Below are 21,036 nucleotides of genomic sequence, written 5' to 3'. Positions count from 1 at the left end.
GTAAAGGGTCAGGTGATCGGCAACTCGGGTTGCCGATCACCTGACCTTTCTTGGTGCGAAACATGGCGGGTGAAAGTCACCGGTACCCTGTCCGCGTTCATGACCCACGCCACAACGATGACCGGCGACCGGAGAAGGGGGACGCAGTGAGCGTCGAAACCACGGGGTGGCCGCGTGCCGATGCGGTCGTGCGCGACGACGGCTCGGGCCGGGTGACGATCAACGGCCAGATGGTGCCGGTCTACCGGAACAGCCTCGGCGAGGCGCGCAGCGAAGTGATGCGCCTGATCATGGAGTACTCGGCGAGTATCGGGCTGGCCGTGGAGGTCCAGGCGCAGGGCCCCGAGGGCCCGACGGGCCTCACGGTCCACCCGGACGGCCGCGTGGTGCAGGACGGCGGCGCGGGCGCCGCACAGGCGACGCAGGCAGCGACGGCCCCGAGCGCGCCGGCGCCGGCCGTGCCCCAGCAGACGCCGGCTCCGCAGCCGGACCCGATGTCGGTTCCCCTACCGGTGTCGATGCCGGCTCCCACCCGGACCTCCGGGCAGGACGCCCAGCCGCCCGCCGGACCCGCCGGGCCCCAGCGGATGAGCGTCATGGGCCGCGGCGCAGCGCCGTCGTCGCCCTTCGGGCAGCCGGCCCAGGGTCAGCGCCAGGACGAGTACGAGCAGCCCGGGTACCCGATCGAGGGCGTCGCACCGGCCGCACCCGGCGCCTACAGAGAGTCCCCCTTCGGCCCGGCCGCCGGGTCCGACGGCGCACGCCGTGACAGCCGCCGCTCGTTCCTGATGCAGGACCGCCTCGACGAGCCGGCCAGCCAGGGCATGCGCGGCGTGCTGGCGCGGGTCGGGTTCCGGGTGCGACCGGGCGAGGCCGAGCGGGCCGAGCGGGCCGACGAGCAGGTGGTGAGCCAGCACTGGCCCGGGCCGCGCACCATCTCGATAGTGAACGGCAAGGGCGGCGCGGGCAAGACGCCGGCCACGGTGCTGCTGTCGGCGGTGTTCTCCTCGCACGGCGGCTCCGGCGTCGTCGCGTGGGACAACAACCAGACGCGCGGCACGCTGGGCTGGCGCACCGAGCAGGGCCCGCACGAGGCCACCCTGCTCGACATGATCCCGCAGACCGAGCACTTCCTGGGCCCGTCGGCGCAGCTGGCCGACCTCGCATGGTTCGTCCACCACCAGTCGCGCGACCGGTTCGACGTGCTGCGGTCCAAGCCGATGGCGCTCGCCCACGAGCAGCGCATCTCGTCCGAGGACGTCGACGCGATCCACGCGGTCCTGTCGAAGTACTACCGGATGATCTTCATCGACTCGGGCAACGACGAGTCGGACCCGATGTGGCTGCGCATGATCGACCACACCGACCAGCTCGTCGTCGCCACCAGCACCCGCGACGACCATGCCGAGGCGGGCGCGCTGCTCCTGGAGGCGCTCGCGAGCCGCGGGGAGCACATGGCGGAGCTGGCGCGGAAGGCGGTGGTCGTCGTCAGCCAGTCCGACCCCAAGGCGACTCCCGCCGACCTGCGCCGGGTCGCGCAGGGCTACCGCTCGCTGGCGCGCGAGGTGGTCACCATCCCGTTCGACCCGGCCATGGTGGACGGTCAGCTCGTGTACCGCTCGCTCCGGCCGACCACCCGCCGCGCGTGGCTCGCGGCGGGCGCGTCGGTGGCCCGAGGCTTCTGACCGCCCGTTGGGTCAGCGGGTGAGGGCGGCAGCTAGGAGCTCCAGCGTCTGCGCCCGGCCGAACGTCGCGTCCAGCGGCTCGCTGTCGCGGGAGCCGGCGACCGGGACGAGCATGACCTCCTCGACGCCGTGCCGCTCGGCCAGGCCGCGCACCTCGGTCGCCACCTGGTCGGCGTCGCCGATCAGCCAGCGCGCCCGCATCGCCTCGATCGACTGGGCGAGCATTCCGTCGGCCGGTTCGTCGGCCGTTGCGCGCAACGCCTCCTCGACCGTCTCGAGCGCGCCCAGCTTCTGGCCGGACCGCAGGCGGGCCATCTGCCGCAGCTGCGGCAGGGCGCGGTCGTGCGCCTCGTCCGACGTCGGCGCGACGACCGCGTTGGCCGTGAGGAACGTGCGCGGCTCCGGGTGCTCCGCCGAGGAGTGGTACCCGTCCCGGTACAGGGCGAGGATCTGGTCCATGCCCTGCCCGGAGAAGTGGTTCGCGAACACGTACGGCAGCCCGAGCTCCGCGGCGAGGCGCGCCGAGTAGTCGCTGGAGCCGAGCAGCCACACCGTCGGGACGCTCCCGGCGGCGGGCGTGGCCCGCACGTCGTAGATGTCGCCCGAGACCAGGCGCAGGCGGGCGCCGTCGGGCCCCATCAGGCTCAGGATGTCGGTGACGTGCTGCGGGAACCGGTCAACGTCCGCCGTCGGACCGGTGGCGCGCAGCAGGGACGTGACCACCGGGTCGCTGCCCGGGGCGCGGCCGATGCCGAGGTCGATCCGGCCGGGCGCGACGGCCTCCAGGGCCGCGAACTGCTCCGCCACCACGAGCGGGGCGTGGTTCGGCAGCATCACGCCGCCCGATCCCACGCGGATGCGGGACGTGCGCGCCGCGGCCGCCGCGATCATGACCGGCGGCGACGACGCCGCCACCGCTGCCATGTTGTGGTGCTCCGCGAACCAGTAACGCTCGAAACCGAGGCGGTCGGCGAGCGCCGCGAGGTCGAGCGAGGCCGACAGGGCCTGGGCGCTGGTCTGGCCCGAACGGACGGGCACGAGGTCAAGGACGGACAAGCGTGGCTGGGTGTTCATCGCATCCGTCAACTGTTCCGGGGGCCGGCATGTTCCGAGAGGTCATGGCGCCGACCCCCTCCGGCCTGACATGATCGCGAGGTGTCTGTTGATGTGCGCCCCGCGAACGACGACGACGTCGATGCTGTGGTCGACCTGTTCCGTCAGTACCTCCGTTTCTACGAGCAGTATGTGCCCGACGCCGAAGCACGCGCCTATCTGCTCGCCCGCCGCGACGCCGGCGACAGCGTGCTGCTGGTGGCGGTGCTGAGCCCCGAGGGCGACGAGCCCGAGGGCTCGGCCGCCGGCCACGAGCTGGTCGGGTTCGCGCAGAGCTACCCCACCTGGTCGTCCGTAAGCCTGAGCCGGTCGTGGGTCCTGAACGACCTGTTCGTCTCGCCCGCCGCGCGCGGGACGGGCGCCGCGCGCGCACTGGTGCAGGAGACGTGCCGCCGCGCCAAGGATGCCGGCGCCATCCGTGTCTCGCTGGCCACCGCGTGGGACAACGTCGCCGCCCAGGGGCTGTACGAGTCGGAGGGCTTCGTGCGCGACCAGCACTTCCATCACTACGCGTACGTGACGGGCGCCTGACCGCTCGGCGCGCCCTCCCTCATCTCACCGCGCTCCCCTGCTTCACTTCCCCTGGCCTGCCCTGGCTCTGCCCTGCCCACACGCTGCCGACGCGATTGTGGGTGGCCCACGCTAGGGTTTCGTCCGGCCAGGACGAACCGGGTCAAAACAAGCCATATCTGTCAGCGGTACCTGTCAGCTTTATCTGCCGAATCGGGGAGACCCGGGAACTGGAGCGCACACCACCATGATGGGAGGCCACCACGCCGCGACGGGAGCCGCAGCCTGGGTCGCAGTCACCGCATCGACGCCGATCGCCTTCGGCTGGTACGAGGGGGTGACGAACACCGGTGTCATCGCGGGAGCCCTCGTCTGCGCGGGCGCCGCGCTGCTGCCCGACGCCGACCATCACTCCGGCACCATCGCCAACTCGCTGTCCCCGGTCTCGGACGTCGTGGTCAAGGGCATCGAGACCGTCTCGGGCGGGCACCGCAAGGGCACCCACTCGATCCTCGGCGTCGCGGTGTTCACTGCGATCGCGTGGGGCCTCAGCCTGCTGAGCATCGACACGGGCAACGAGGAGATCGGGTCGATCCTCATCGGCCCGGGCATCATGTGCGTGCTGCTCGTCGCGTTCGCCCTCAAGGCGCTCAAGATCACGCGGGACACGAAGCTCCTGCCCTGGACCACGTCCATCACGCTGGCGGTCCTCATCGCGGTCTTCGCACCCGAGGAGTGGTTCTGGATGCCGTTCAGCGTGGCGCTCGGCTGCGTGGTGCACATCCTCGGCGACCTGATCACGACCGCCGGCGTGCCGCTGCTGTGGCCCCTGAAGTTCCGGTCCCCCGGCTGGATGCGCGACGGGCGCGGCATCGAGCTCGACATGATCTGGAAGTACGGGGGCAACCTCTCGCTACCGATCCTCGGCGACGCCGGCTCGGTACGCGAGTGGATCGTCCTCATCCCGGTGTCGCTGTACGCGATCGTCGGCGTCGTCTGGGCGCTGCTGGACGAGATGGGCTACGACACCATGTCGGTCTGGAACCAGATCGTCGCGGTCTTCCCGGGCTGACCGGCCCCGCCGCGGGCGGGGCCGGTCAGCGGCTCACAGGCCGCCGGCCACCGCCGCGCCCGCGCCGAGCCAGGCGCGCCGCGTCTCCTGGCGCAGCGCGCCGTACCGCAGGTGACCGTCGACCATCGCCGGGTCGAACGGGATGGTGACCACCTCGCGAGCCAGCGACCGGTACCCGTCGGCGACCTTCTCCAGCTCGCTGAGGGACTCCTTCTGGTCGGCCTGGCTCACCACCACCACGGCCTGCTGCGCCAGGTACGCCGACCGCCCGTCCCGGGTCGCGAGCGCCTCCAGCAACAGCGCCCCGGCCTCCGCGTGGTCGTCGCGGGTCGTGGTGGCGACCACCAGCTGGTCGGTCAGGTCGATCATCCGCTGCCACATGGGATCGGACTCGTCGTTGCCGGAGTCGATGAGGATCATCCGGTAGTACTTCGACAGCACGGAGTGGATGGCGTCCACGTCCTGCGGCTTGATCCGCTGCTCGTTCGCCATGGCGATCGGCTTGGACCGCAGCACGTCGAACCGGTCGCGCGTCTGGTGGTGCACGTACCGCGCGAGATCGGCGGCCTGCGCGGACGGGCCCAGGAGGCGGTCGGTCTGCGGCAGCAGGTCCAGCAGCGTGGACTCGTGCGGACCCTGCTCGGTGCGCCAGCCAAGAGTGCCGCGCGTCTGGTTGTTGTCCCACGTCACCACGCCCGCGCCGCCGAACTGCGCGAAGACCGCGGCGAGCAGCACCGTCGACGGCGTCTTGCCCGCGCCGCCCTTGCCGTTCACGATCGAGATGGTGCGCGGGCCGGGCCAGTGCTGGCTCACCGCGCGCTCGTCGGCTCGCTCGGCGCGCTCCGACTCGCTCGGACCGACCCGGAGCCCCATGCGGGTCAGCATCCCGCGGAAGCCACGCGTCGCCGGGTCCTCGTCCTGCTGGTGCGTGAGGAACGACTGCCGCGTCTCGCGGCGCGAGCGAGGGCCGTCCTCGGTCCCCTGCACCGGGCCCGACGGCGGTGCGGACAGGCTGCCCGAGCTGCCGTTCCCGGCCGCCGGGGTCACGGGCCCTGACACGGGGTTCGCGAGGGACAGTTTGCCGGTCGCGCTGCCCGGCAGGCTCTTCGCCGCGTTCTCGCGCACCCGGTCGGCGACGTCGGCCGAGGCCCCGGGAGGTACCGCCCCGTCCGCCGGCGACGCCGCGACGTCCGGCACCTCAGGCGTACGCGGGGCGCGGCGCACCGTCTCATCCGGGTCGACCTCGACGGCGGAGCCAGGAGCGTCGGTGCCGACGGCGCTCGCGACGCCGGCACCAGAGATCGGGTCCGCCGCCGTGGGCTCGCCGGCCGGGGGCAGGTCCGCGACCGGCACGCCGTCGAACGCCGGGGCCGGCATCGGCGAGGACTGCGCCGGGGAAGGCTGTGGCTCGATCTCGTCCTCCTCCGGCACCACCGTGCCGTCCGGATGCACGATCAGGTTCCAGAGCCCCTCGGGACCGGTGGCGGAGGCCCGCACGGGCCGACCGACCATCGCCGCGTTCTCCGTCACCCGGCGCAACACCTCGACGCGCGCCTCTTCCAGGCTCCCCGTGGCGATGGGGTGGAACGTCCCGTCGATCGTCACCTCGCCGGAACCGTCTTCCCGGACGATCGCGTCGATCCGAGGCCAGCGGGGCACGGTGTCAGAGCTCATGCGTTTCCTCCGAAGTTCCTGGTAAGCGGCATCGCGTGGTTCACCCCCGAAGCAAGGGTCGGACATGATCGTCCGCCTGGCCACCCCAACGGGGCATTCACCCCACCTGGTAGGTTCTCGCGCAAACAGGTGTCGAAACCGGGACCACAACCGAGGAGCCTCCGCTTGTCCGACGAGCCCACCCGCCGTATTCCTCCGGCGGCCGACCCGACGCAGAACCAGCGGCAGCCCGCTCGCCCGGGACAGCCCGGCGCCCCGTCATCGTATGCCGCGACGCAGCGGATGGATGCGATACAGGCTCGCCAGGCAGCCGGTCAGTGGGCCCCCGAGAACCAGGACGACGGCATCGACGAGCGGACCCAGGTCATGCCGCCGCCGGGCGGGTCCTCCGCCGTCGACGAGCAGACCCAGGTGCTGCCGCCCTCGGGGATGGCCCAGCGCGACTACCGGTCCGCGACGCCGCCGCCCGCGCGGCCGTTCCGCCCGTTCGAGACCGAGCAGCCCACGCAGGTGCAGGCGCCCGGCTACGGGCAGCAGGGCTACGGGCAGCAGCCCGCCTACGGCCAGCCGGGCCATCAGGGCTACGGTCAGCAGCCCGGGTACGGCCAGCCGGCTCAGGCCTACGGTCAGCAGCCTGGCTACGGCCAGCCAGGGCAGCAGGGCTACGGTCAGCAGGGCCAGCAGCAGGGCCCGCCCAACCCCTTTGACCAGGGCTTTGGCCCGCGGGCAGCCCAGCCGACGCCGCCGCGCCGTGACCGCGACCGGGACGACGACTCGGGCGCGGGCGGTTCGGTGGCCGGCGCCGTCCTGGCCTGGATCCCGCGGTTGCTGCTCGCGCTCGGCGTCTACCAGCTGGTCCGGCTGATCCCCGGGTTCGACGTCATGCCGGACGCCTCGCAGTTCCCGCTGTTCCGCGGGATCGGCGACGGCGTGCTGGCGATGCTCAACCTCAACCCGGAGTGGTCCGACCAGGCCGCCAACCTGACGATCCCCGTGCTCGGCATCCTGCTCGCGGGCCTGCTCAACACGATCCGGTCGCTGAACACGTCCCTGTCGATCTGGCCCTACGGGCTGGCGATCGTCGCGTGGATAGTGGTGTTCGCCGTCGGCGGTGTCATCGGATACGCCCAGGACGCCACCGAGAACGTGAAGCAGGACCTCCAGAACACGGTGGACCAGGAGATCGAGGACGCCAAGCAGGACGCCAAGGAGTCCGTCGAGCAGGAGGTCGAGCAGGGCGTCGAGGACGCCAAGCAGAACGCGACCGACGGCATCACCGAGCAGCTCGAGGACGCCCTGCCGGGCGGCAACGGATAACTCCGTCCGGGCGCGGACGCTGATAGCGTTTCTCAGGTCACCCGGAAGTTCCGGTGCGCTGCTGAGGAGCCCTGAGTTTGTCCGACGAGACCGCCCGCATCACGGCTGCACGCCCTACCGGCCAGCCGGGTCAGGGTGGCGACCAGACCGCCGTCGCGCCACCGCCACCCCCGCCCACGCGGGTGGTCCCGACGCCGACGAAGGTCGTCCTGCCCGCGGGTGCGGCGGGGCACGCGGTCACGCCGGTCGGGCCGGCGGTCGGGCCCCCCTCCGCGCCCCGCATCCCCGCCACGGGCGAGATCCTCGGCCCGTTCCAGCTGGGCGAGTCGCTCGGCCACGGCGGGTTCGCGCACGTGTACCGCGCCATGGGGCAGGGCGGCGAGGTCGCGATCAAGGTGCTGACCAACAACGAGCGGGGCACGCTGGACCGGTTCATCGGTGAGGCCGCGCTGCTGGAGCGGCTGGCCGGACGCGGGTTCCCGCAGCTCGTCGCGGCCGACCTGCAGGCACCGACGGCCTGGTTCGCCATGGAGCTCGTGCCGGGGCCCACCCTCGCTCAGCGCGTGGCCGCGGAAGGACCGCTGCCGGTGCGCGACGTGCTGCGCGTGGCGGCCGACGTGCTCGACGCCCTGGCCGTGCTCCAGGAGGAGCGCTTCCTCCACCGGGACGTGAAGCCGGCCAACATCATCGCCGCGCCCGACCGGTACGTGCTCATCGACCTCGGCATCGCCAAGGGGCACGGTACGACCACCTCGACACACGCGGCGGGCACCATCTCGTACATGGCGCCCGAGCTGTTCGTGCGCAAGCCGCACGCCCGCTCCGACGTGTACAGCCTGGGCCTGCTGCTGGTCTTCCTCGCGACGGGTGAGCTGCCCAACGACCTCAACTTCGTGGGCCGCGACCTGACGGCGGCCGACGTCGGACCTGTCGACCAGCGGCTGCTGCCGCTCGTCCTGGCCATGACGCGGCACCAGCCGGAGAACCGCCCGCCGCTGCACAACCTCATCCGCACCGTGGCCCAGCTCGCCACCAGCGGCGGGCTCGATACGGCACTGCTCGACACTGCGCTGCTCGCCGCCGCAGGCACCACCAGCACCGAGCGCGGGCTCGTCACCGAGGTGATGACCGGCGTCGGGACGTCCGCGGCCACCGTCGCGCCCACCAGCGTGCTCGCGACCAACCCGGTGCGGCAGGGCGAGCCCATCACCAACCTGGTCTACGACCAGCAGCTCATGGGCCGCCTGCACCAGGTGCACGCCGACGGGTTCGACGGCGCCGCGGAGGATGTCATCTCCGTGTACCTGGCCGCCGTCGGGCCGCAGCGGGCGGGCGGGCGCGCGCCCGCCGAGATCAAGGACTACCTGTGGGCCGCGATGCGCTGGGCCCCTGCCTTCACGCCCGAGGGCTACCCGGACACGTTCGAGGGCTGGACCAGCTATCGGCAGCGCCACGGCCTTCCGCTCCCCGGCGTCCCTTCGACGCCGGTCGCGCCCCGGCGACAGGCCGGCGGCCCGGCGCAGCCCATGCCCGTCACCAACCAGCGGGTCACGCAGGTCGCGCCGGCGTTCCGCCCGGGCCCGCCGCCGGGTACGCGACCGATGCCCACCACGGCGCCGCAGCCCGTAGTAGGCACGCAGCCGCCGACGCCGCCCCTGCCGACTGGGTCCCAGCCGCGCCGCGACGAGCGGGAGGCCCCCGCTGCCAAGGACCGCGAGACAAAGGACCGCGCCTCCGGCCGGGGCGCGGGGGCTGTGGCGGCGATCATCGGCTGGATCCCCCGCTTGCTGCTCGCCGTGGCGGTCTACCAGCTGGTGCGCCTGATCCCTGGCTTCGCCGAGATGCCCAGCGCGGCCGCGCTGCCGCTGTTCGCGGCGCTCGGCGACCTGGGGGTGTCCGTGCTGGGCGTCGACCCGGTGTGGACGCCGCGCTTGGCAGAGCTGTCGATCCCGCTGCTCGGCATCGTGACCGCCGCGATCGTGAACCTCGTGCGGGCGGTCCGCTCGCGCCGCAGCGGACGCACCTGGCCGTTCTGGCTGGTCGTCGTGGTGTGGGTGATCGTGATCGCGGTGCAGGGTGTGGTCAGCTACGCGCAGCAGGTCACGGAGGACGCCCGGGTCTCCTTCGAGCAGCAGCGGGAGCAGCTCCAGGACGACATCGAGCAGGGCGTCCAGGACACCACCGAGGACGTTCGGGACTCGCTCTGGGAATCGTTCGAGAGCGTTCTCCCCTGGAGCTGAGCGGCTGACGCCGGCGCTCACCGGACGTCGACGAAGAACTTCCGGAAAATCAGGTGCAGCCTGATGCACCGGCATGCCATGCTCGTCGCACGGTCACCGGGTCAACCCGTCGAGGCGCTCGATGACCGGCCAGCTCAGGCAAGACAGGGAGGAGGCAGCCATGGACAACGTCGTTCGCGCGGCTGCCTTCGCGGCAGCAGACGCCACTGTCACCAGGAGCACGCGGGGCTGATCCGGCGCTGCTCCGGCATCAAGGAGCACTGTCTTGCCCCGTTTTCCCGAAGCACCGAAGTCCGTCCTGGTCCGCGCCGCGAACCGGGACCGCAAGCAGCCAGACGCCCGGCTGACCGCCGCCAAGCGCCGGGCCACCCGTAGCGGTGGAGTCCGCCGCGAGGACCTGGAGGGCCCGCACCCGAGCCGGGTCGAGGGCGGCCCGTCGGGCAGCGACGACTACAACGACGACCGATACGACAGCAACGAGCACGGCACCACCAACCCCGATCCCACCCAGCCCGGCCCCGGGCAGCGCTGGTCCACCTGGCGATCCGTCGCCAAGGGGCAGCGCGGTCCCGAGCCGCTGCCCGACTGGCTGGTCACGCGCGACGCCGCGCTCGACACCGAGCTCGGCATCCTCAAGACCGGCAAGGAGGCAGACGCGTTCCTGGTGGAGCGTGCGGTCCCGCCAGGTGCCGATCCGGCGTCGTCCGACCGGACCGAGCGGTGCCTCCTGGTGGCCAAGCGGTACCGGAGCCTGGAGCACGGGCAGTTCCAGCGCGGCACCGAGTACACCGAGGGCCGCCGGGTGCGGCGCACGCGCGACCAGCGCGCCATGGAGGACCGCAAGTCCGCGTGGGGCCGCGCCGTGTCCGCCACCCAGTGGGCCGACGCGGAGTTCGTCGCCCTGCGCGACGCCTGGTCGGCGGGCGCCCCGGTGCCCTACCCGGTGCAGATCGACGGCACCGAGGTGCTCATGGAGTTCGTGGGCACCGAGGAGGTCGACGACTCCGGCCGCACCCAGCCCGTCGCCGCACCGCGACTGACGCGGGAACGCCCGTCGGACGACCTGCTCGAGTCGTACTGGGACCAGCTCACGCACGGCATGTCCGTGCTGGCCCGGCTCGGTCTCGCGCACGGCGACCTGTCGCCGTACAACATCCTGGCCCACGGCGAGCGGCTGGTCATCATCGACCTGCCGCAGGTCGTCGACCTGGCGTCCAACCCCTTCGCGAGCGAGGTGCTGCTGCGGGACTGCCGCACGGTGTGCGGCTGGTTCACGGCCCGCGGGCTGGACGTCGACCCCGACGCCCTGTTCGCGGACCTGTTCGCGCAGGCCTTCTGACACGGACGGGGCAGTCCGGCCGGTCCGGTCATCCCGCCGGGGTGACCGGACCGCAGGTCCAGGAGGAGAACACCAGGTCGGTCTGCACGCGGCCCACCTCGCCGCGGGCCGTGAGGTCGAGCACCAGGCGCTGCAGCTCGTCGGTGTCGGCGCAGGCCACGTGGACCAGGAAGTCGTCCGGGCCCGACACGTGGTGCACGGCGCGCGTCTGCGGGAGCCGGCGCACCCACTCGACGAACGGTCCCAGCAGCGGCCGGGAGTGCGTGGTGAGCCGCACCATCAGCATGGCCTGCAGCCCGCGCCCGACGGCGGCCGGGTCGATCTCGGCGTGGTACCCGCGGATCACGCCGGCGTTCTGCAGCCGCTGGGTGCGGGCCAGGCAGGTCGACGGCGCGACGCCGACCCGCTGCGCGAGCACCTTGTTGGAGAGACGTCCGTCGTTCTGCAGCTCGGTCAGGAGCGCACGGTCGACCGAATCCAGGATCACGTTCTGGGCCATGGACCGAATTTCTAGCACGCCTGGCCGGCGTCGGTCCTCGGGAATGGCGATAGTCCCTCATGAGCACGCACTCCTGGACCACGCGCGCGGTCCACGCCGGCAAGGACGACCTGGCCGCCCTGGGTCTCCACGCCCCGCCGATCGACCTGTCCACCACCTACCCGTCGCACGACGTGGTCGCCGAGGCAGGGCGTCTGGACGAGTTCGCCGAGGGGCACGACGACGGCGGTCCGCCCGTGTACGGCCGCGTCGCCAACCCGACGGTCCGGCGCTTCGAGCGGGCTCTTGCCGAGCTCGAGGGGGCGAAGGCGGCGGTCGCGTTCGCGAGCGGCATGGCGGCGCTGTCGGCGTGCCTGCTGGCGCAGGTCGCTGCCGGGAAGCCGCACGTCGTCGGCGTGCGGCCGCTGTACGGCACCACCGACCACCTGCTCGGCTCGGGCCTGCTCGGCACCTCGGTGACCTGGACGTCGCCGGACGACGCGGCGTCGGCCATCACTGAGGACACAGGACTGGTGGTCGTCGAGAGCCCGGCGAACCCCACGCTGGACGAGGTGGACGTGCGCGCCCTGGCCGACGCCTGCGCGCCGGTCCCCGTGCTGGTCGACAACACGTTCGCCACGCCCGTGCTCCAGCGTCCGCTGACGCTCGGGGCGGGCATGGTGCTGCACAGCGCCACGAAGTACCTGGGCGGGCACGGCGACGTGATGGGCGGCGTCATCGCGTGCGACGAGGAGCTCGCCCGGTCGCTGCGGCAGGTCCGGTTCATGACCGGCGCCGTGCTGCACCCGATCGCGGGCTACGAGCTGCTCCGGGGCCTGGCGACACTGCCGGTCCGGGTGCGTGCGGCGTCGGCCACGGCGGCGGAGCTGGCGCGCCGGCTGGCGGAGCACCCCCGCGTGACCCGGCTGCACTACCCGCGGCTGGGCGGGGCGATGGTCTCGTTCGAGACGTCGGTCGACCCGGTGGCCCTGGTCTCCGCCGTGCGGCTGATCACCCCGGCGGTGAGCCTGGGCAGCGTGGACAGCCTGATCCAGCACCCCGCGTCCCTCACCCACCGGATCATGGACGAGGTTTCCCGCAAGGACGCGGGGATCTCGCCGGACCTGGTGCGCCTGTCCGTGGGCCTGGAGGACGTAGAGGACCTGTGGGCCGACCTCGACCAGGCGTTCAGGCGTGGTGAGGTGGGCGGCGTCCGCCTACCGTGAGGTCATGACCAGTACCCCGTACGACCAGGACGACCTGCTCAAGTTCCTCGTCGAGTACGGCGTAGCGCTCGGCTCGGGCGACCTGGAAGCCGTGACGGAGAGCCTCGCCTACCCGTCCGTGGTGGTGGAGGCGGTCCGGTCCCTCGTGGTGCCCGACGCCGAGGCCGCGCGCGACCGTCTCGGCAGCATGCTCGCCGCCTACCGGGAGCAGGGTCTGGTCGCCGCCGTCCCGGAGGTGCGCGCCGTCGAGCAGGTGGGCGACGCCCTGCTGTGGGTCGACGTGCGCTGGAGCTACAAGGACGAGAACGCGTCCGAGGCGACGGCGGAGCGGGTGCGCTACCTGCTCCGCCGCGGCCGGGACACGTTCGAGCTGTGCGTGGTCGTGCCGGTCGAGGCGTAGCACTCGGGCCTGGGGCGCTCAGGCCGGCGTGACCTCGCGCCGCATGTGCCAGCGGGTCAGGCGGCCGCTCGTGGCCCCCGTGGGCCCCAGCCGGTCGAACCCGGCTTGCTCGAACATTCCCACGGTGCCGACGAACGCCGCACTCACGGGCACCCGCCGGCCGGGCTCCGGTTCGACGGGGAAGGCGTCGAGCGTCGTCGCCCCGTGGGTCGCGGCGTAGTCGACCCCGGCGTCGAGCAGCGCCTGGGCGATCCCCTGCCTGCGGAAGCCCGCGCGCACGGTCACGCACATGAACACCCAGGTGGTAGGCCAGGTGTCGGGCTCGCCGACCGGCAGCACGCTGGACCGCTGCAGCGACCGGGCGGCCGACCGTGGCGAGAACCCGAGCCAGCCCGCGACCTCGGGGCTCTCCCCCTCCTCCACGCCGAGGTACGCGAGCATCCCCGGCGCCGGCTCGCGCTCCGTCAGCTCACGCAGGCGGTCCTCGCGCGTTGTCACGTCCTCCTTGGGCGGCGTACGCCAGTGCATGCACCAGCACGCCTGCTCGCGTCCGTTGGGGTTGAGCACGCGCGCGACATCGCCGAACCGGTCGGCGGTCGCGGGAACCACGGTGACCCGCGGCGCGCCGGTCGGCGTCTCCGAAGCCCCGTCTTTCGTGGCCATGTTCGGAACCTACTCCGCGTCACCGACACTCGCGCTTGGCACACTTTTAGTTGGTTGTGGGCGTGACCGTTGCGCCTAAAACGGGCGCATAGTCGCGACGGTTGCGCCCACAACCAAGACGCTCCGGTTGCCCCCGGCCCCGTCTCGTGGCATAACATAAGTGTTCACTTATAGAAGGAGTCAGCATGCCCACCCTGATCGATCCCGTCGCCACCGCCGGTCTCGTGACCCGCGAGGTCCGTGACAGCAGCCGGGACGGCGTCCCGACCAAGGTCGCCGTCGCCCGCCGCACCTACACCACCGAACGAGCCGACCTCTGGGAGGCCGTCACCTCCCCCGACCGCATCCCCCGCTGGTTCATGCCGGTCAGCGGCGACCTCTCGGTCGGCGGCCGCTACCAGCTCGAGGGCAACGCGGGCGGCACCGTCGAACGCTGCGCCGCGCCCGAGGAGTTCGCGGTCACCTGGGAGTTCGGCGACACGGTCTCCTGGCTCACCGTCCACCTCACCCCGGCCGACGGCGGCACCACCCTCGAGCTGCAGCACGAGTCCCCAGTCGACCCAGACTTCTGGGCCCAGTACGGCCCGGGCGCCGTCGGCGTCGGCTGGGACCTCGGCCTCATGGGGCTGGGCCTGCACCTCGCCGGCGGCGCCACCATGGACCCCGCCGAGGCCGAGGCGTGGTCCCTCTCGCCCGAGGGCGTCGAGTTCGCGCGGCTCGCGAGCACCGGCTGGGCCGACGCCGCCGTCGTCGCCGGGGACGACCCCGCCGAGGCGCAGGCGGCCCGCGAACGCACCCTGGCCTTCTACACGACGCAGCCGGAGGCCTGAGTGCCCGACTCGGCGCAGCCCGGGGTGTTCGAGGCGCTCGGCGACCCCGTGCGCCGTCGGCTGATGGAGCTGCTCGCACCGGGCGAGCAGCCCGCCGGCGCGCTGGTCACCGCCCTGCAGGCACGGGTGCACATCACCCAGCCGGCCGTCTCGCAGCACCTCAAGGTGCTGCGCGAGGCAGGCCTGGTGCGGGTTCGCGCCGAGGGCACGCGCCGCCTCTACGCCGTGGACGACGCCGGGACGGCCGCCGCCCGCGCGTGGCTCGCCCGCTTCGAGGACACGTTCGCCCAGCCGCTCGACGCCCTGGCGACCGAGCTGGCCCGCGGACGCCGGGACCGGCGTCGGGCAACGCCTGAGGACGGAACCGCCGAGGCGGCGGGCTGAGCCGCCGCACGATCGGCATCTCCTGCACGTGGTGCCGGGGACACGTACCGTCTCAGCGTGGAGTTCATCGAGACGGGCGGGCTCAGGATCGCCTACGAGCGGGCCGGTGAGGGGCCTCCCCTGGTCCTCGTCCACGGAGCCGCGGAGGACGGTCGCGTCTGGCAGCTCCAGCTCGCCGGCCTGGCCGAGGAGCTCACGGTCGTCGCCTGGGACGAGCCCGGGGCCGGGCGGTCCTCCGACCTGCCGGAGGGCTTCGGCCTGGCCGGCTACGCGGACGCGCTCGCGGCGCTGGTCGAGGCTCTCGACCTCGGGCCCGCGCACGTCGCCGGCGTGTCCTGGGGCGGCACCGTGGCGCTCGAGCTCTACCGCCGCCGGCCTGAGCTCGTCGCGACCCTGATCATGATCGACACCTACGCCGGCTGGAAGGGGTCGCTGCCGGCGGACGAGGTACGGGCGCGGGTCGCCGGTGCACGCGAGATGCTCGCGGCGCCTCGTGCGGAGTTCGACCCGACGTTTCCCGGGCTCTTCGCCGGTGATCCGCCGCCGGAGCTCGTGCCCCTGCTCGCCGCCGTCTCCGCCGACGTCCGCCCGGCCACCCTTGCCCAGCAGCTGGGCATCATGGCCGAGACCGACCTGAACGAGCTGCTGCCACGCATCGCCGTCCCGACCCTGCTGGTCTGGGGAAGCCTGGACGCGCGCTCGCCGCTCACGGTCGCGGGGCAGTTCGAGGACGCGATCCCGGACACCACGCTCGTCGTGATCGAGGGCGCGGGCCACCTGAGCCACCTCGAGCACCCCGACCAGGTGAATGACGCCGTGCGCGAGTTCTGTCGCACCCACCCGCCTGGCGCAAAGCAGTAGAAATCCCCACGCGGGAGTACCGTTCTCGGGTGGCTCATCTGGACTGGGAGATCAAGGCAAGCCTGCTGATGTACGTGATGGGGGCGCCAGGCGGCCGCATCGTGCAGGACGACGCCGTCGGCGGCAGCGGCGCGGCGTTCCACTTCCCGCTGGACCCGGAACGCAGCCCGGACCCGTCCGCCGACGCCGCGCTGTTCGGGTTCACGGGTTCCGTGGTCTTCATCGGGCACTTCGGCTCCTTCGTCGGCGAGGTCGCCGACATCGAGGTCGTGGCCCCGTCCGACGGCGGCCCCGACTGGACCATGTCCATCCGGGACCGCGAGTCGGACGTGCGCACCGTCGCGTTCCGGCTGGCCGGCGCCCCCGAGCGGTCCGACGACGGCGCGCGGCTCACGTGGAAGCAGGTCGAGCTCACCGACGACGGTGCGAAGCTCTGGGGCGGCAGCTACCCGACGGGCACCGCGTTCGAGCCGGTGACGATCGACCTGTCCTGACTCAGGCTCGGGGAGCTGTCGCGTCCACCTCGTTCATCCGCTCCAGGAGCTCGGCCGGGACCTCCAGCGCCAGGGCCGCCACGGCGGCGTCGAGCTGGTTCACCTTGCTGCCACCCAGCATCGGCCGGATCCCGCGTGCCGTGAGCCAGGCGAGCACCACCTGGCCGCGGGACGCCCCGACCTGGGCCGCGACGTCGTCGAGCACGGCCAGCCGCTGGGTGCTGCCCGGGTGGTCGAAGACCTCGGGGATCGGCTTGGCCGGGTTGTCGTACGCCCCGGACAGCAGCGGCGTGTAGGCCCACACGTCCAGGCCTTCGACGGCGGCGAGGTCGACCAGGTCGTCGCTCAGCCAGCCGAACCGGTGGTTCCCCGTGAGCGTCCCGGGCCGGGGCTGGAGGTAGCTGTACGCGTGCTGGACCACGCTCACCGGCTCCTTGCCCTGTGCGACGGCGTGCCGCCGCGCCCGCTCGACCCGCCACGCCGGGTGGTTGGACGTTCCGGCACGGGCCGCGACGCCGTCGGACACGAGGGCGGCGCAGGCGTCCGCGGTCTCCTCGATCGGGACTGACCGGTCCTCCATGTGCGCCCACACCAGGTCGACACGGTCGGTGCCGAGGCGGCGCAGGCTGCCGGTGATCTGTTCGCGGATCGCGGCGGCCGACAGGCCCGTGCGGGAGGCGGGCCAGCCGGCGGCGTCGCGCGGCTCGGCCCCGAACTTGGTGGAGAGCAGGATGCGGTCCCGCATGCCGGGGCGGGCGGCGAGCCAGCGGCCGAGCAGCTCCTCGCTCTGCCCGCCGTAGCCGGACTCGCTCGCCCAGAAGGCGTAGCAGTCGGCGGTGTCGATCCACCGGCCGCCGGCGTCGACGAACCGGTCCAGGACGGCGAACGACGTGGGCTCGTCGACGGCGGTGCCGAACATCATGGCGCCGAGCACGAGACGCTCGGCCGGTGGGGTGTCGTGGGTGGTGGTGCGCTGGGTGCTGCTCTGCAGTGTGGTCATGGGACCAGCGAAATCCCTGGAGCGCGCTCCAGGTCAAGGGCAGGATCTGAACATGACCACTTATTCGCCTGCGCAGGCCGCCGAGGTCTCCGGCTTCAGCATCGACACGCTCCGGTACTACGAGCGGGAGGGCATCCTGCGCCCCGTCGCGCGGACATCCGGCGGGCACCGCACCTACACCGACGCCGACCTGGGCTGGCTCGACCTGGTCCACTGCCTGCGCGACACCGGCATGCCCATCGCCGACCTCAAGCGGTACGCCGAGCTGTCGCTCGACCGGACCACCCTGTCCGCGCGGGTCGCGCTGCTCGAGGAGCACGACCGGCGCGTGCAGGAGTCGATCGACGCGCTGCGCAGCCAGCAGGACAAGCTGCGGGAGAAGATCGCCTGGTATCACAGCCAGGGAGCGTAAAGCGTCGCGTCACGGGGTTCGGTCAGGTGCGTCCCGCCCCACCCCGACGCGAGACGGCACGGGCGGCGGCGCTCTGCACGGTGGGGACGATACCTCCGGGCATGAACAGGAGCGCGACGACCAGCAGTCCGCCATAGGTCGCGTACTGCAGGATCGGCCCCAGTGTCGGCGGCAGCTGGGGTTGGCTGCTCACCAGGTTGAGGACCTGGAGGAGGGTCGAGACGAGCACGGCACCTACCACCCCTCCCCACAGCGTCCCCAGGCCTCCCACCACGGCCATGATGACGTAGGTGAACGACTCGAGCGCCGGGAACGAGTCGGGGCTCACGTACGGCGTGAAGAACGCCGAGAGCCCGCCGGCCAGGCCGGCGTACATCGCCGACAGCGCGAAGATGACGAGCTTGCCGCGCATGACCGGGACGCCCGCCGACTCCGCCGCGGTCTCGCTGCCCGCAAGCGCCCGGATACCACGACCGAAGCGGCTGTCCACGATCCGGTGGGTGACGAACAGGACCAGCGCGAGCAGCCCGAGAGCGAGCAGCACGTAAGGGCGCTGGTCCGTGAACACGCTCCCGCCGACGCCGAACGCGGGGATGCCGCTGATACCGAACGCGCCGCCGAGGAAGTCGAGGGTGCTCATCGCGGTCTGCACCATGAGCAGCAGGGCCAACGTCCCGAACGCCAGGTAGTGGCCCCTCAGTCGCAGCAGTGGCACGCCGACCAAGGCGGCGAAGGCGCCGGCGACGATCGGGGCTGCGACGAGCACGAGGAGGGGCGGCAGCCCCCAGCGCGTGGTCCCGACAGCTACCGTGACCGCACCAACTGCGACGAACGCGCCCTGGCCGAGGGAGGCCTGGCCGGCGTACCCCATCAGCAGGGACAGCCCCGTCACGACGATGGCCGCGAGAAGCATGCGCATCAGGAAGGTGAGATCGCCCATCACGAACGGCGCGACGCACCCGGCGACCGCCGCGACGACTACCAGGACGTTCCTGGGGTTGACACGGTCCATCACTTGACCTCCTCCTGTACGAGGGCGCGGCTCCGGATGATCATGATGACCAGCATCAGGAGGAGCGCCATCTCGGTCTGGTACGACCCGTTGAGGTAGCCGGCGGTCAGCTGGCCGGCGACGCCGAGACCCAGGCCGCCGAACAACGTGCGCAGGGGGCTGGTCAGACCACCGAAGACGGCGGCCGCGAAGCCGCTGAGGACCAGCGGCAGGTCCGAGTAGAACGAGAGCGGGTTGCTCGGAGCTATGAGCACTCCGGCGAGGCCACCGAGGATCCCGGCCAGGCCGAACGCGAGCAGCCCCATCTTGCGGACGTCGATGCCGACCATCCTCGCCGCGAAGGGATTCGACGCGCTGGCCGTCAGCCCCTTGCCGAGGTAGGAGCGCGAGAAGAACAGGGTCAGAGCCGCGAACGCCACACCCGTCGCTGCGACCACGAGCAGGCGCTGACGCTCCACCTCGGCCCCGAGAACTGTCACCGAACCTTCGAGGCCCGGTGGGGTGACGGGGTCCTGACCCCACAGCCAGATGATCGCCGCGGAGACGAGCATGGACGCTCCGAGCGTCACGATCAGCGAGATCAGAGGCGGAGTGCCGCGACGACCGATCGCCAGCAGCCCGACGAGGACGCCCAGCACCCCGCACAACACGACGGCCGCGATCTCGCCCAGGCCGTGCGGCAGCAACCCGTTCAACAGGGTGGCGGACGTCATGCCACCGACGATGGCGACCGACCCCTGGGCGAAGTTGACCACGCGCGTGACCCGGTGCACCACGACCAGGCCGCTGCCGATCAGAGCGAACGACGAGCCCAGGGCGATCCCCGAGATGAGATAGGCGACGAGCTCGGTCATGGGGACACCTCCGTTGTTGCGGGGGCGGTCGCACCCGTCATCGTCTCGGCGACGGCGAGGTCGCCGAAGTAGGCCTTGCGCACCGTCTCGCTCTGCGCCAGCTCGACCGACGGTCCGGCCGCGATGATCCGGCCGGCCTCCAGCACCAGGGCGCGCGGGCAGACGTCGAAGGCGAGCGTCACCTCCTGCTCGACCAGGAGGACGGCGGTGCCGCGCTCCCGGTTGAGGAAGCGGAGGTGCTCGGCCAGCTCGGCCACCACAAGAGGCGCGAGCCCCAGTGACAGCTCGTCGATCGCCAGGAGGTCCGGACGGGCCATCAAGGCGCGCCCGACCGCCACCATCTGCTGCTGGCCGCCGGAGAGCCGACCCGCCTTGCGCTTGCGCATGCCGGCGAGGTCGGGCAGCAGGTCGTACACCTCGCCGAGGTCCCGGTTGCGGATCGACCAGCCGCCGAGCAGCAGGTTGTCCTCGACGCTCATGTCGGCGAACATCTGTCGGCCCTCCGGCACCTGGGCGATCCGGCCTTCGCAGGCCACGGTCCCGGAGTGCGGCGCGACCAGTCCGCTGATCGCGTTGATGAGGGTCGACTTCCCGGCGCCGTTGGGGCCGACGAGGGCAACCATCTCGCCCGCACCGACCTCGAACGAGATGCCGTCGACGGCGACCGCGGACCCGTAGCGCACCACAAGGTCATCGATCCGCAGCATGCGAGGCTCCTGTTCCGAGATAGGCCTTGATCACCGCGGGGTCGGACGTGACCTCGGAAGGCGTACCGTCGGCGATCACCCGCCCGAGGTCCAGCACGGTGATGCGCTCGGCGAGCGAGGTGACCAGGCCGACGTCGTGCTCGACCAGCAGGATCGTGGTCCCGTCGCGGCGCAGCTCACCGATCAGCTCGGCGAGCTCCTGCCGCTCCGCGGCGCGCAGCCCCGATGCCGGCTCGTCGAGGAGGAGCACCCGCGGCAGCCCCGCGAGCGCGCGGGCGACCTGGAGCCGGCGCTGCTGGCCGAGCGGGAGCCCCTCGGCCGGGCGCGAGGCCCAGTCGAGGAGTCCCACCCGGCTCAGGCAGTCCTCGGCCTGGGCCCGGATCGCCCGCTCCTCCCGCCGTTGCGACGGTGGGCGCAGCGCCGCCGCGACGACGCCGGCCCGGGTGTGCGCGTGCGCGCCCACCATCACGTTTGCCAGCAGGCTCATCCCGGGGAAGACCCGAGCGCCCTGGAACACGATCCCGACACCCTGGCGTGCCCTCGCGTGCGCCGGCAGCCGATCGATCCGCCGTCCGGCGAGGCTGATCGTGCCGCTCTCCGCCCGGATGTGACCCGCGACGAGGTTGAACAGTGTTGACTTGCCGGCTCCGTTGGGGCCGATGATGCCGCGCACCTCGCCCTCCGCCACGGTCAGTGTGACGTCCCGGTTGGCGTAGACGCCGCCGAAGCTGCGCGACACCCGGTCGATCGTGAGCATGGTCTCTC

At 72.3% G+C, this 21,036-nt stretch carries 22 protein-coding genes; 13 read left to right on the top strand and 9 right to left on the bottom strand.

The window, feature by feature from the left end:
• Positions 1 to 146: 146 nt before the first annotated feature.
• Entirely contained in the window at positions 147 to 1,685 is a 1,539-nt protein-coding gene (locus IE250_RS21645) for an ATPase (protein WP_189671382.1), read from the top strand.
• Between the two features lie 12 nt (positions 1,686 to 1,697).
• On the opposite strand, the gene IE250_RS21640 is transcribed toward IE250_RS21645, so the two are convergent.
• Entirely contained in the window at positions 1,698 to 2,759 is a 1,062-nt protein-coding gene (locus tag IE250_RS21640) for an LLM class flavin-dependent oxidoreductase (RefSeq protein WP_189671381.1), read from the bottom strand.
• An 81-nt stretch (positions 2,760 to 2,840) separates the two neighbouring features.
• Between IE250_RS21640 and IE250_RS21635 the strand changes: the two genes are divergently transcribed.
• Both IE250_RS21635 and IE250_RS21630 read left to right on the top strand, forming a co-directional pair.
• A complete protein-coding gene (locus IE250_RS21635; RefSeq protein ID WP_229872678.1) occupies positions 2,841 to 3,329 on the top strand; it encodes a GNAT family N-acetyltransferase in 489 nt (162 codons plus the stop codon).
• Positions 3,330 to 3,558: 229 nt separating this feature from the next.
• Complete coding sequence (locus IE250_RS21630; RefSeq protein WP_229872677.1) at positions 3,559 to 4,380, top strand: metal-dependent hydrolase; 822 nt, start codon at positions 3,559 to 3,561, stop codon at positions 4,378 to 4,380.
• Between the two features lie 33 nt (positions 4,381 to 4,413).
• Here IE250_RS21630 and IE250_RS24695 read toward each other — a convergent pair whose 3' ends face one another.
• On the bottom strand, positions 4,414 to 6,054 hold the full coding sequence (locus IE250_RS24695) for an ATPase (protein ID WP_229872676.1): 1,641 nt from the start codon (positions 6,052 to 6,054) through the stop codon (positions 4,414 to 4,416).
• 165 nt (positions 6,055 to 6,219) lie between these two features.
• Here IE250_RS24695 and IE250_RS21620 point away from each other — a divergent pair, with 165 nt between their 5' ends.
• From IE250_RS21620 to IE250_RS21610, 3 genes are all read left to right on the top strand, one after another.
• The gene (locus IE250_RS21620; RefSeq protein ID WP_189671379.1) at positions 6,220 to 7,371 is read left to right on the top strand and encodes a hypothetical protein; all 1,152 of its coding nucleotides are present in this window, start codon (positions 6,220 to 6,222) and stop codon (positions 7,369 to 7,371) included.
• Positions 7,372 to 7,448: 77 nt separating this feature from the next.
• Positions 7,449 to 9,611 (top strand): serine/threonine-protein kinase, encoded by a 2,163-nt coding sequence (locus IE250_RS21615; protein WP_189671378.1) that lies wholly within the window; start codon positions 7,449 to 7,451, stop codon positions 9,609 to 9,611.
• A 265-nt stretch (positions 9,612 to 9,876) separates the two neighbouring features.
• Complete coding sequence (locus IE250_RS21610) at positions 9,877 to 10,950, top strand: serine protein kinase RIO (protein ID WP_229872675.1); 1,074 nt, start codon at positions 9,877 to 9,879, stop codon at positions 10,948 to 10,950.
• 28 nt (positions 10,951 to 10,978) lie between these two features.
• Here the strand turns inward: IE250_RS21610 and IE250_RS21605 are convergent, their stop codons facing one another.
• Positions 10,979 to 11,449, bottom strand: coding sequence for an Lrp/AsnC family transcriptional regulator (locus tag IE250_RS21605; RefSeq protein ID WP_189671377.1), 471 nt, complete (start codon positions 11,447 to 11,449; stop codon positions 10,979 to 10,981).
• A 59-nt stretch (positions 11,450 to 11,508) separates the two neighbouring features.
• Between IE250_RS21605 and IE250_RS21600 the strand changes: the two genes are divergently transcribed.
• Positions 11,509 to 12,654: a trans-sulfuration enzyme family protein gene (locus IE250_RS21600; RefSeq protein ID WP_189671376.1), complete on the top strand. Its 1,146-nt coding sequence runs from the start codon at positions 11,509 to 11,511 to the stop codon at positions 12,652 to 12,654.
• A 4-nt stretch (positions 12,655 to 12,658) separates the two neighbouring features.
• Complete coding sequence (locus IE250_RS21595; RefSeq protein ID WP_229872674.1) at positions 12,659 to 13,054, top strand: DUF6841 family protein; 396 nt, start codon at positions 12,659 to 12,661, stop codon at positions 13,052 to 13,054.
• An 18-nt stretch (positions 13,055 to 13,072) separates the two neighbouring features.
• Here the strand turns inward: IE250_RS21595 and IE250_RS21590 are convergent, their stop codons facing one another.
• On the bottom strand, positions 13,073 to 13,717 hold the full coding sequence (locus IE250_RS21590) for a GNAT family N-acetyltransferase (RefSeq protein WP_189671374.1): 645 nt from the start codon (positions 13,715 to 13,717) through the stop codon (positions 13,073 to 13,075).
• A 185-nt stretch (positions 13,718 to 13,902) separates the two neighbouring features.
• Here IE250_RS21590 and IE250_RS21585 point away from each other — a divergent pair, with 185 nt between their 5' ends.
• Genes IE250_RS21585 through IE250_RS21570 form a run of 4 tightly spaced genes read left to right on the top strand, consistent with a single transcriptional unit; the run spans position 13,903 to position 16,286 of the window.
• Positions 13,903 to 14,547 carry an SRPBCC domain-containing protein gene (locus IE250_RS21585; protein WP_189671373.1) on the top strand — a complete coding sequence of 215 codons (645 nt, stop codon included), beginning with the start codon at positions 13,903 to 13,905 and terminating at the stop codon, positions 14,545 to 14,547.
• On the top strand, positions 14,548 to 14,931 hold the full coding sequence (locus tag IE250_RS21580; protein ID WP_268247861.1) for an ArsR/SmtB family transcription factor: 384 nt from the start codon (positions 14,548 to 14,550) through the stop codon (positions 14,929 to 14,931).
• A 57-nt stretch (positions 14,932 to 14,988) separates the two neighbouring features.
• Complete coding sequence (locus tag IE250_RS21575) at positions 14,989 to 15,792, top strand: alpha/beta fold hydrolase (RefSeq protein ID WP_229872673.1); 804 nt, start codon at positions 14,989 to 14,991, stop codon at positions 15,790 to 15,792.
• A gap of 29 nt (positions 15,793 to 15,821) precedes the next feature.
• On the top strand, positions 15,822 to 16,286 hold the full coding sequence (locus tag IE250_RS21570; protein ID WP_189671372.1) for an HtaA domain-containing protein: 465 nt from the start codon (positions 15,822 to 15,824) through the stop codon (positions 16,284 to 16,286).
• 1 nt (position 16,287) lies between these two features.
• Here IE250_RS21570 and IE250_RS21565 read toward each other — a convergent pair whose 3' ends face one another.
• Positions 16,288 to 17,286, bottom strand: coding sequence for an aldo/keto reductase (locus IE250_RS21565; RefSeq protein WP_189671371.1), 999 nt, complete (start codon positions 17,284 to 17,286; stop codon positions 16,288 to 16,290).
• A gap of 52 nt (positions 17,287 to 17,338) precedes the next feature.
• On the opposite strand from IE250_RS21565, the gene IE250_RS21560 reads away from it, so the two are divergent.
• Positions 17,339 to 17,698: a MerR family transcriptional regulator gene (locus IE250_RS21560; RefSeq protein WP_189671370.1), complete on the top strand. Its 360-nt coding sequence runs from the start codon at positions 17,339 to 17,341 to the stop codon at positions 17,696 to 17,698.
• Positions 17,699 to 17,720: 22 nt separating this feature from the next.
• On the opposite strand, the gene IE250_RS21555 is transcribed toward IE250_RS21560, so the two are convergent.
• The 4 genes from IE250_RS21555 to IE250_RS21540 are packed head-to-tail and all read right to left on the bottom strand — an operon-like array spanning position 17,721 to position 21,028.
• Positions 17,721 to 18,710 carry a branched-chain amino acid ABC transporter permease gene (locus IE250_RS21555; protein ID WP_189671369.1) on the bottom strand — a complete coding sequence of 330 codons (990 nt, stop codon included), beginning with the start codon at positions 18,708 to 18,710 and terminating at the stop codon, positions 17,721 to 17,723.
• Positions 18,710 to 19,564, bottom strand: a complete 855-nt coding sequence (locus IE250_RS21550; protein ID WP_189671368.1) for a branched-chain amino acid ABC transporter permease — start codon at positions 19,562 to 19,564, stop codon at positions 18,710 to 18,712. The genes IE250_RS21555 and IE250_RS21550 overlap by 1 nt, the downstream gene beginning before the upstream one ends.
• The gene (locus IE250_RS21545) at positions 19,561 to 20,271 is read right to left on the bottom strand and encodes an ABC transporter ATP-binding protein (RefSeq protein WP_189671367.1); all 711 of its coding nucleotides are present in this window, start codon (positions 20,269 to 20,271) and stop codon (positions 19,561 to 19,563) included. The genes IE250_RS21550 and IE250_RS21545 overlap by 4 nt, the downstream gene beginning before the upstream one ends.
• Positions 20,255 to 21,028, bottom strand: coding sequence for an ABC transporter ATP-binding protein (locus tag IE250_RS21540; protein ID WP_189671366.1), 774 nt, complete (start codon positions 21,026 to 21,028; stop codon positions 20,255 to 20,257). Before IE250_RS21540 ends, IE250_RS21545 begins: the two co-directional genes overlap by 17 nt.
• Positions 21,029 to 21,036: the final 8 nt, after the last annotated feature.

It is taken from the genome of Promicromonospora soli, from assembly GCF_014653785.1.
GTDB lineage: Bacteria > Actinomycetota > Actinomycetes > Actinomycetales > Cellulomonadaceae > Promicromonospora > Promicromonospora soli.
Note: the sequence above shows the minus strand (reverse complement) of the source record. Positions and strands in the feature narration are given on the sequence as shown.

What these genes read in the sequence shown, in the direction of transcription:
- IE250_RS21600 (WP_189671376.1), top strand. Translation starts at nt 11,509, where the DNA reads ATGAGCACGCACTCCTGGACCACGCGCGCGGTCCACGCCGGCAAGGAC.
- IE250_RS21640 (WP_189671381.1), bottom strand. Translation starts at nt 2,759, where the DNA reads ATGAACACCCAGCCACGCTTGTCCGTCCTTGACCTCGTGCCCGTCCGT.
- IE250_RS21560 (WP_189671370.1), top strand. Translation starts at nt 17,339, where the DNA reads ATGACCACTTATTCGCCTGCGCAGGCCGCCGAGGTCTCCGGCTTCAGC.
- IE250_RS21630 (WP_229872677.1), top strand. Translation starts at nt 3,559, where the DNA reads ATGGGAGGCCACCACGCCGCGACGGGAGCCGCAGCCTGGGTCGCAGTC.
- IE250_RS21545 (WP_189671367.1), bottom strand. Translation starts at nt 20,271, where the DNA reads ATGCTGCGGATCGATGACCTTGTGGTGCGCTACGGGTCCGCGGTCGCC.
- IE250_RS21585 (WP_189671373.1), top strand. Translation starts at nt 13,903, where the DNA reads ATGCCCACCCTGATCGATCCCGTCGCCACCGCCGGTCTCGTGACCCGC.
- IE250_RS21595 (WP_229872674.1), top strand. Translation starts at nt 12,659, where the DNA reads ATGACCAGTACCCCGTACGACCAGGACGACCTGCTCAAGTTCCTCGTC.
- IE250_RS21605 (WP_189671377.1), bottom strand. Translation starts at nt 11,449, where the DNA reads ATGGCCCAGAACGTGATCCTGGATTCGGTCGACCGTGCGCTCCTGACC.
- IE250_RS21555 (WP_189671369.1), bottom strand. Translation starts at nt 18,710, where the DNA reads ATGGACCGTGTCAACCCCAGGAACGTCCTGGTAGTCGTCGCGGCGGTC.
- IE250_RS21550 (WP_189671368.1), bottom strand. Translation starts at nt 19,564, where the DNA reads ATGACCGAGCTCGTCGCCTATCTCATCTCGGGGATCGCCCTGGGCTCG.
- IE250_RS21590 (WP_189671374.1), bottom strand. Translation starts at nt 13,717, where the DNA reads ATGGCCACGAAAGACGGGGCTTCGGAGACGCCGACCGGCGCGCCGCGG.
- IE250_RS21540 (WP_189671366.1), bottom strand. Translation starts at nt 21,028, where the DNA reads ATGCTCACGATCGACCGGGTGTCGCGCAGCTTCGGCGGCGTCTACGCC.
- IE250_RS21565 (WP_189671371.1), bottom strand. Translation starts at nt 17,286, where the DNA reads ATGACCACACTGCAGAGCAGCACCCAGCGCACCACCACCCACGACACC.
- IE250_RS24695 (WP_229872676.1), bottom strand. Translation starts at nt 6,054, where the DNA reads ATGAGCTCTGACACCGTGCCCCGCTGGCCTCGGATCGACGCGATCGTC.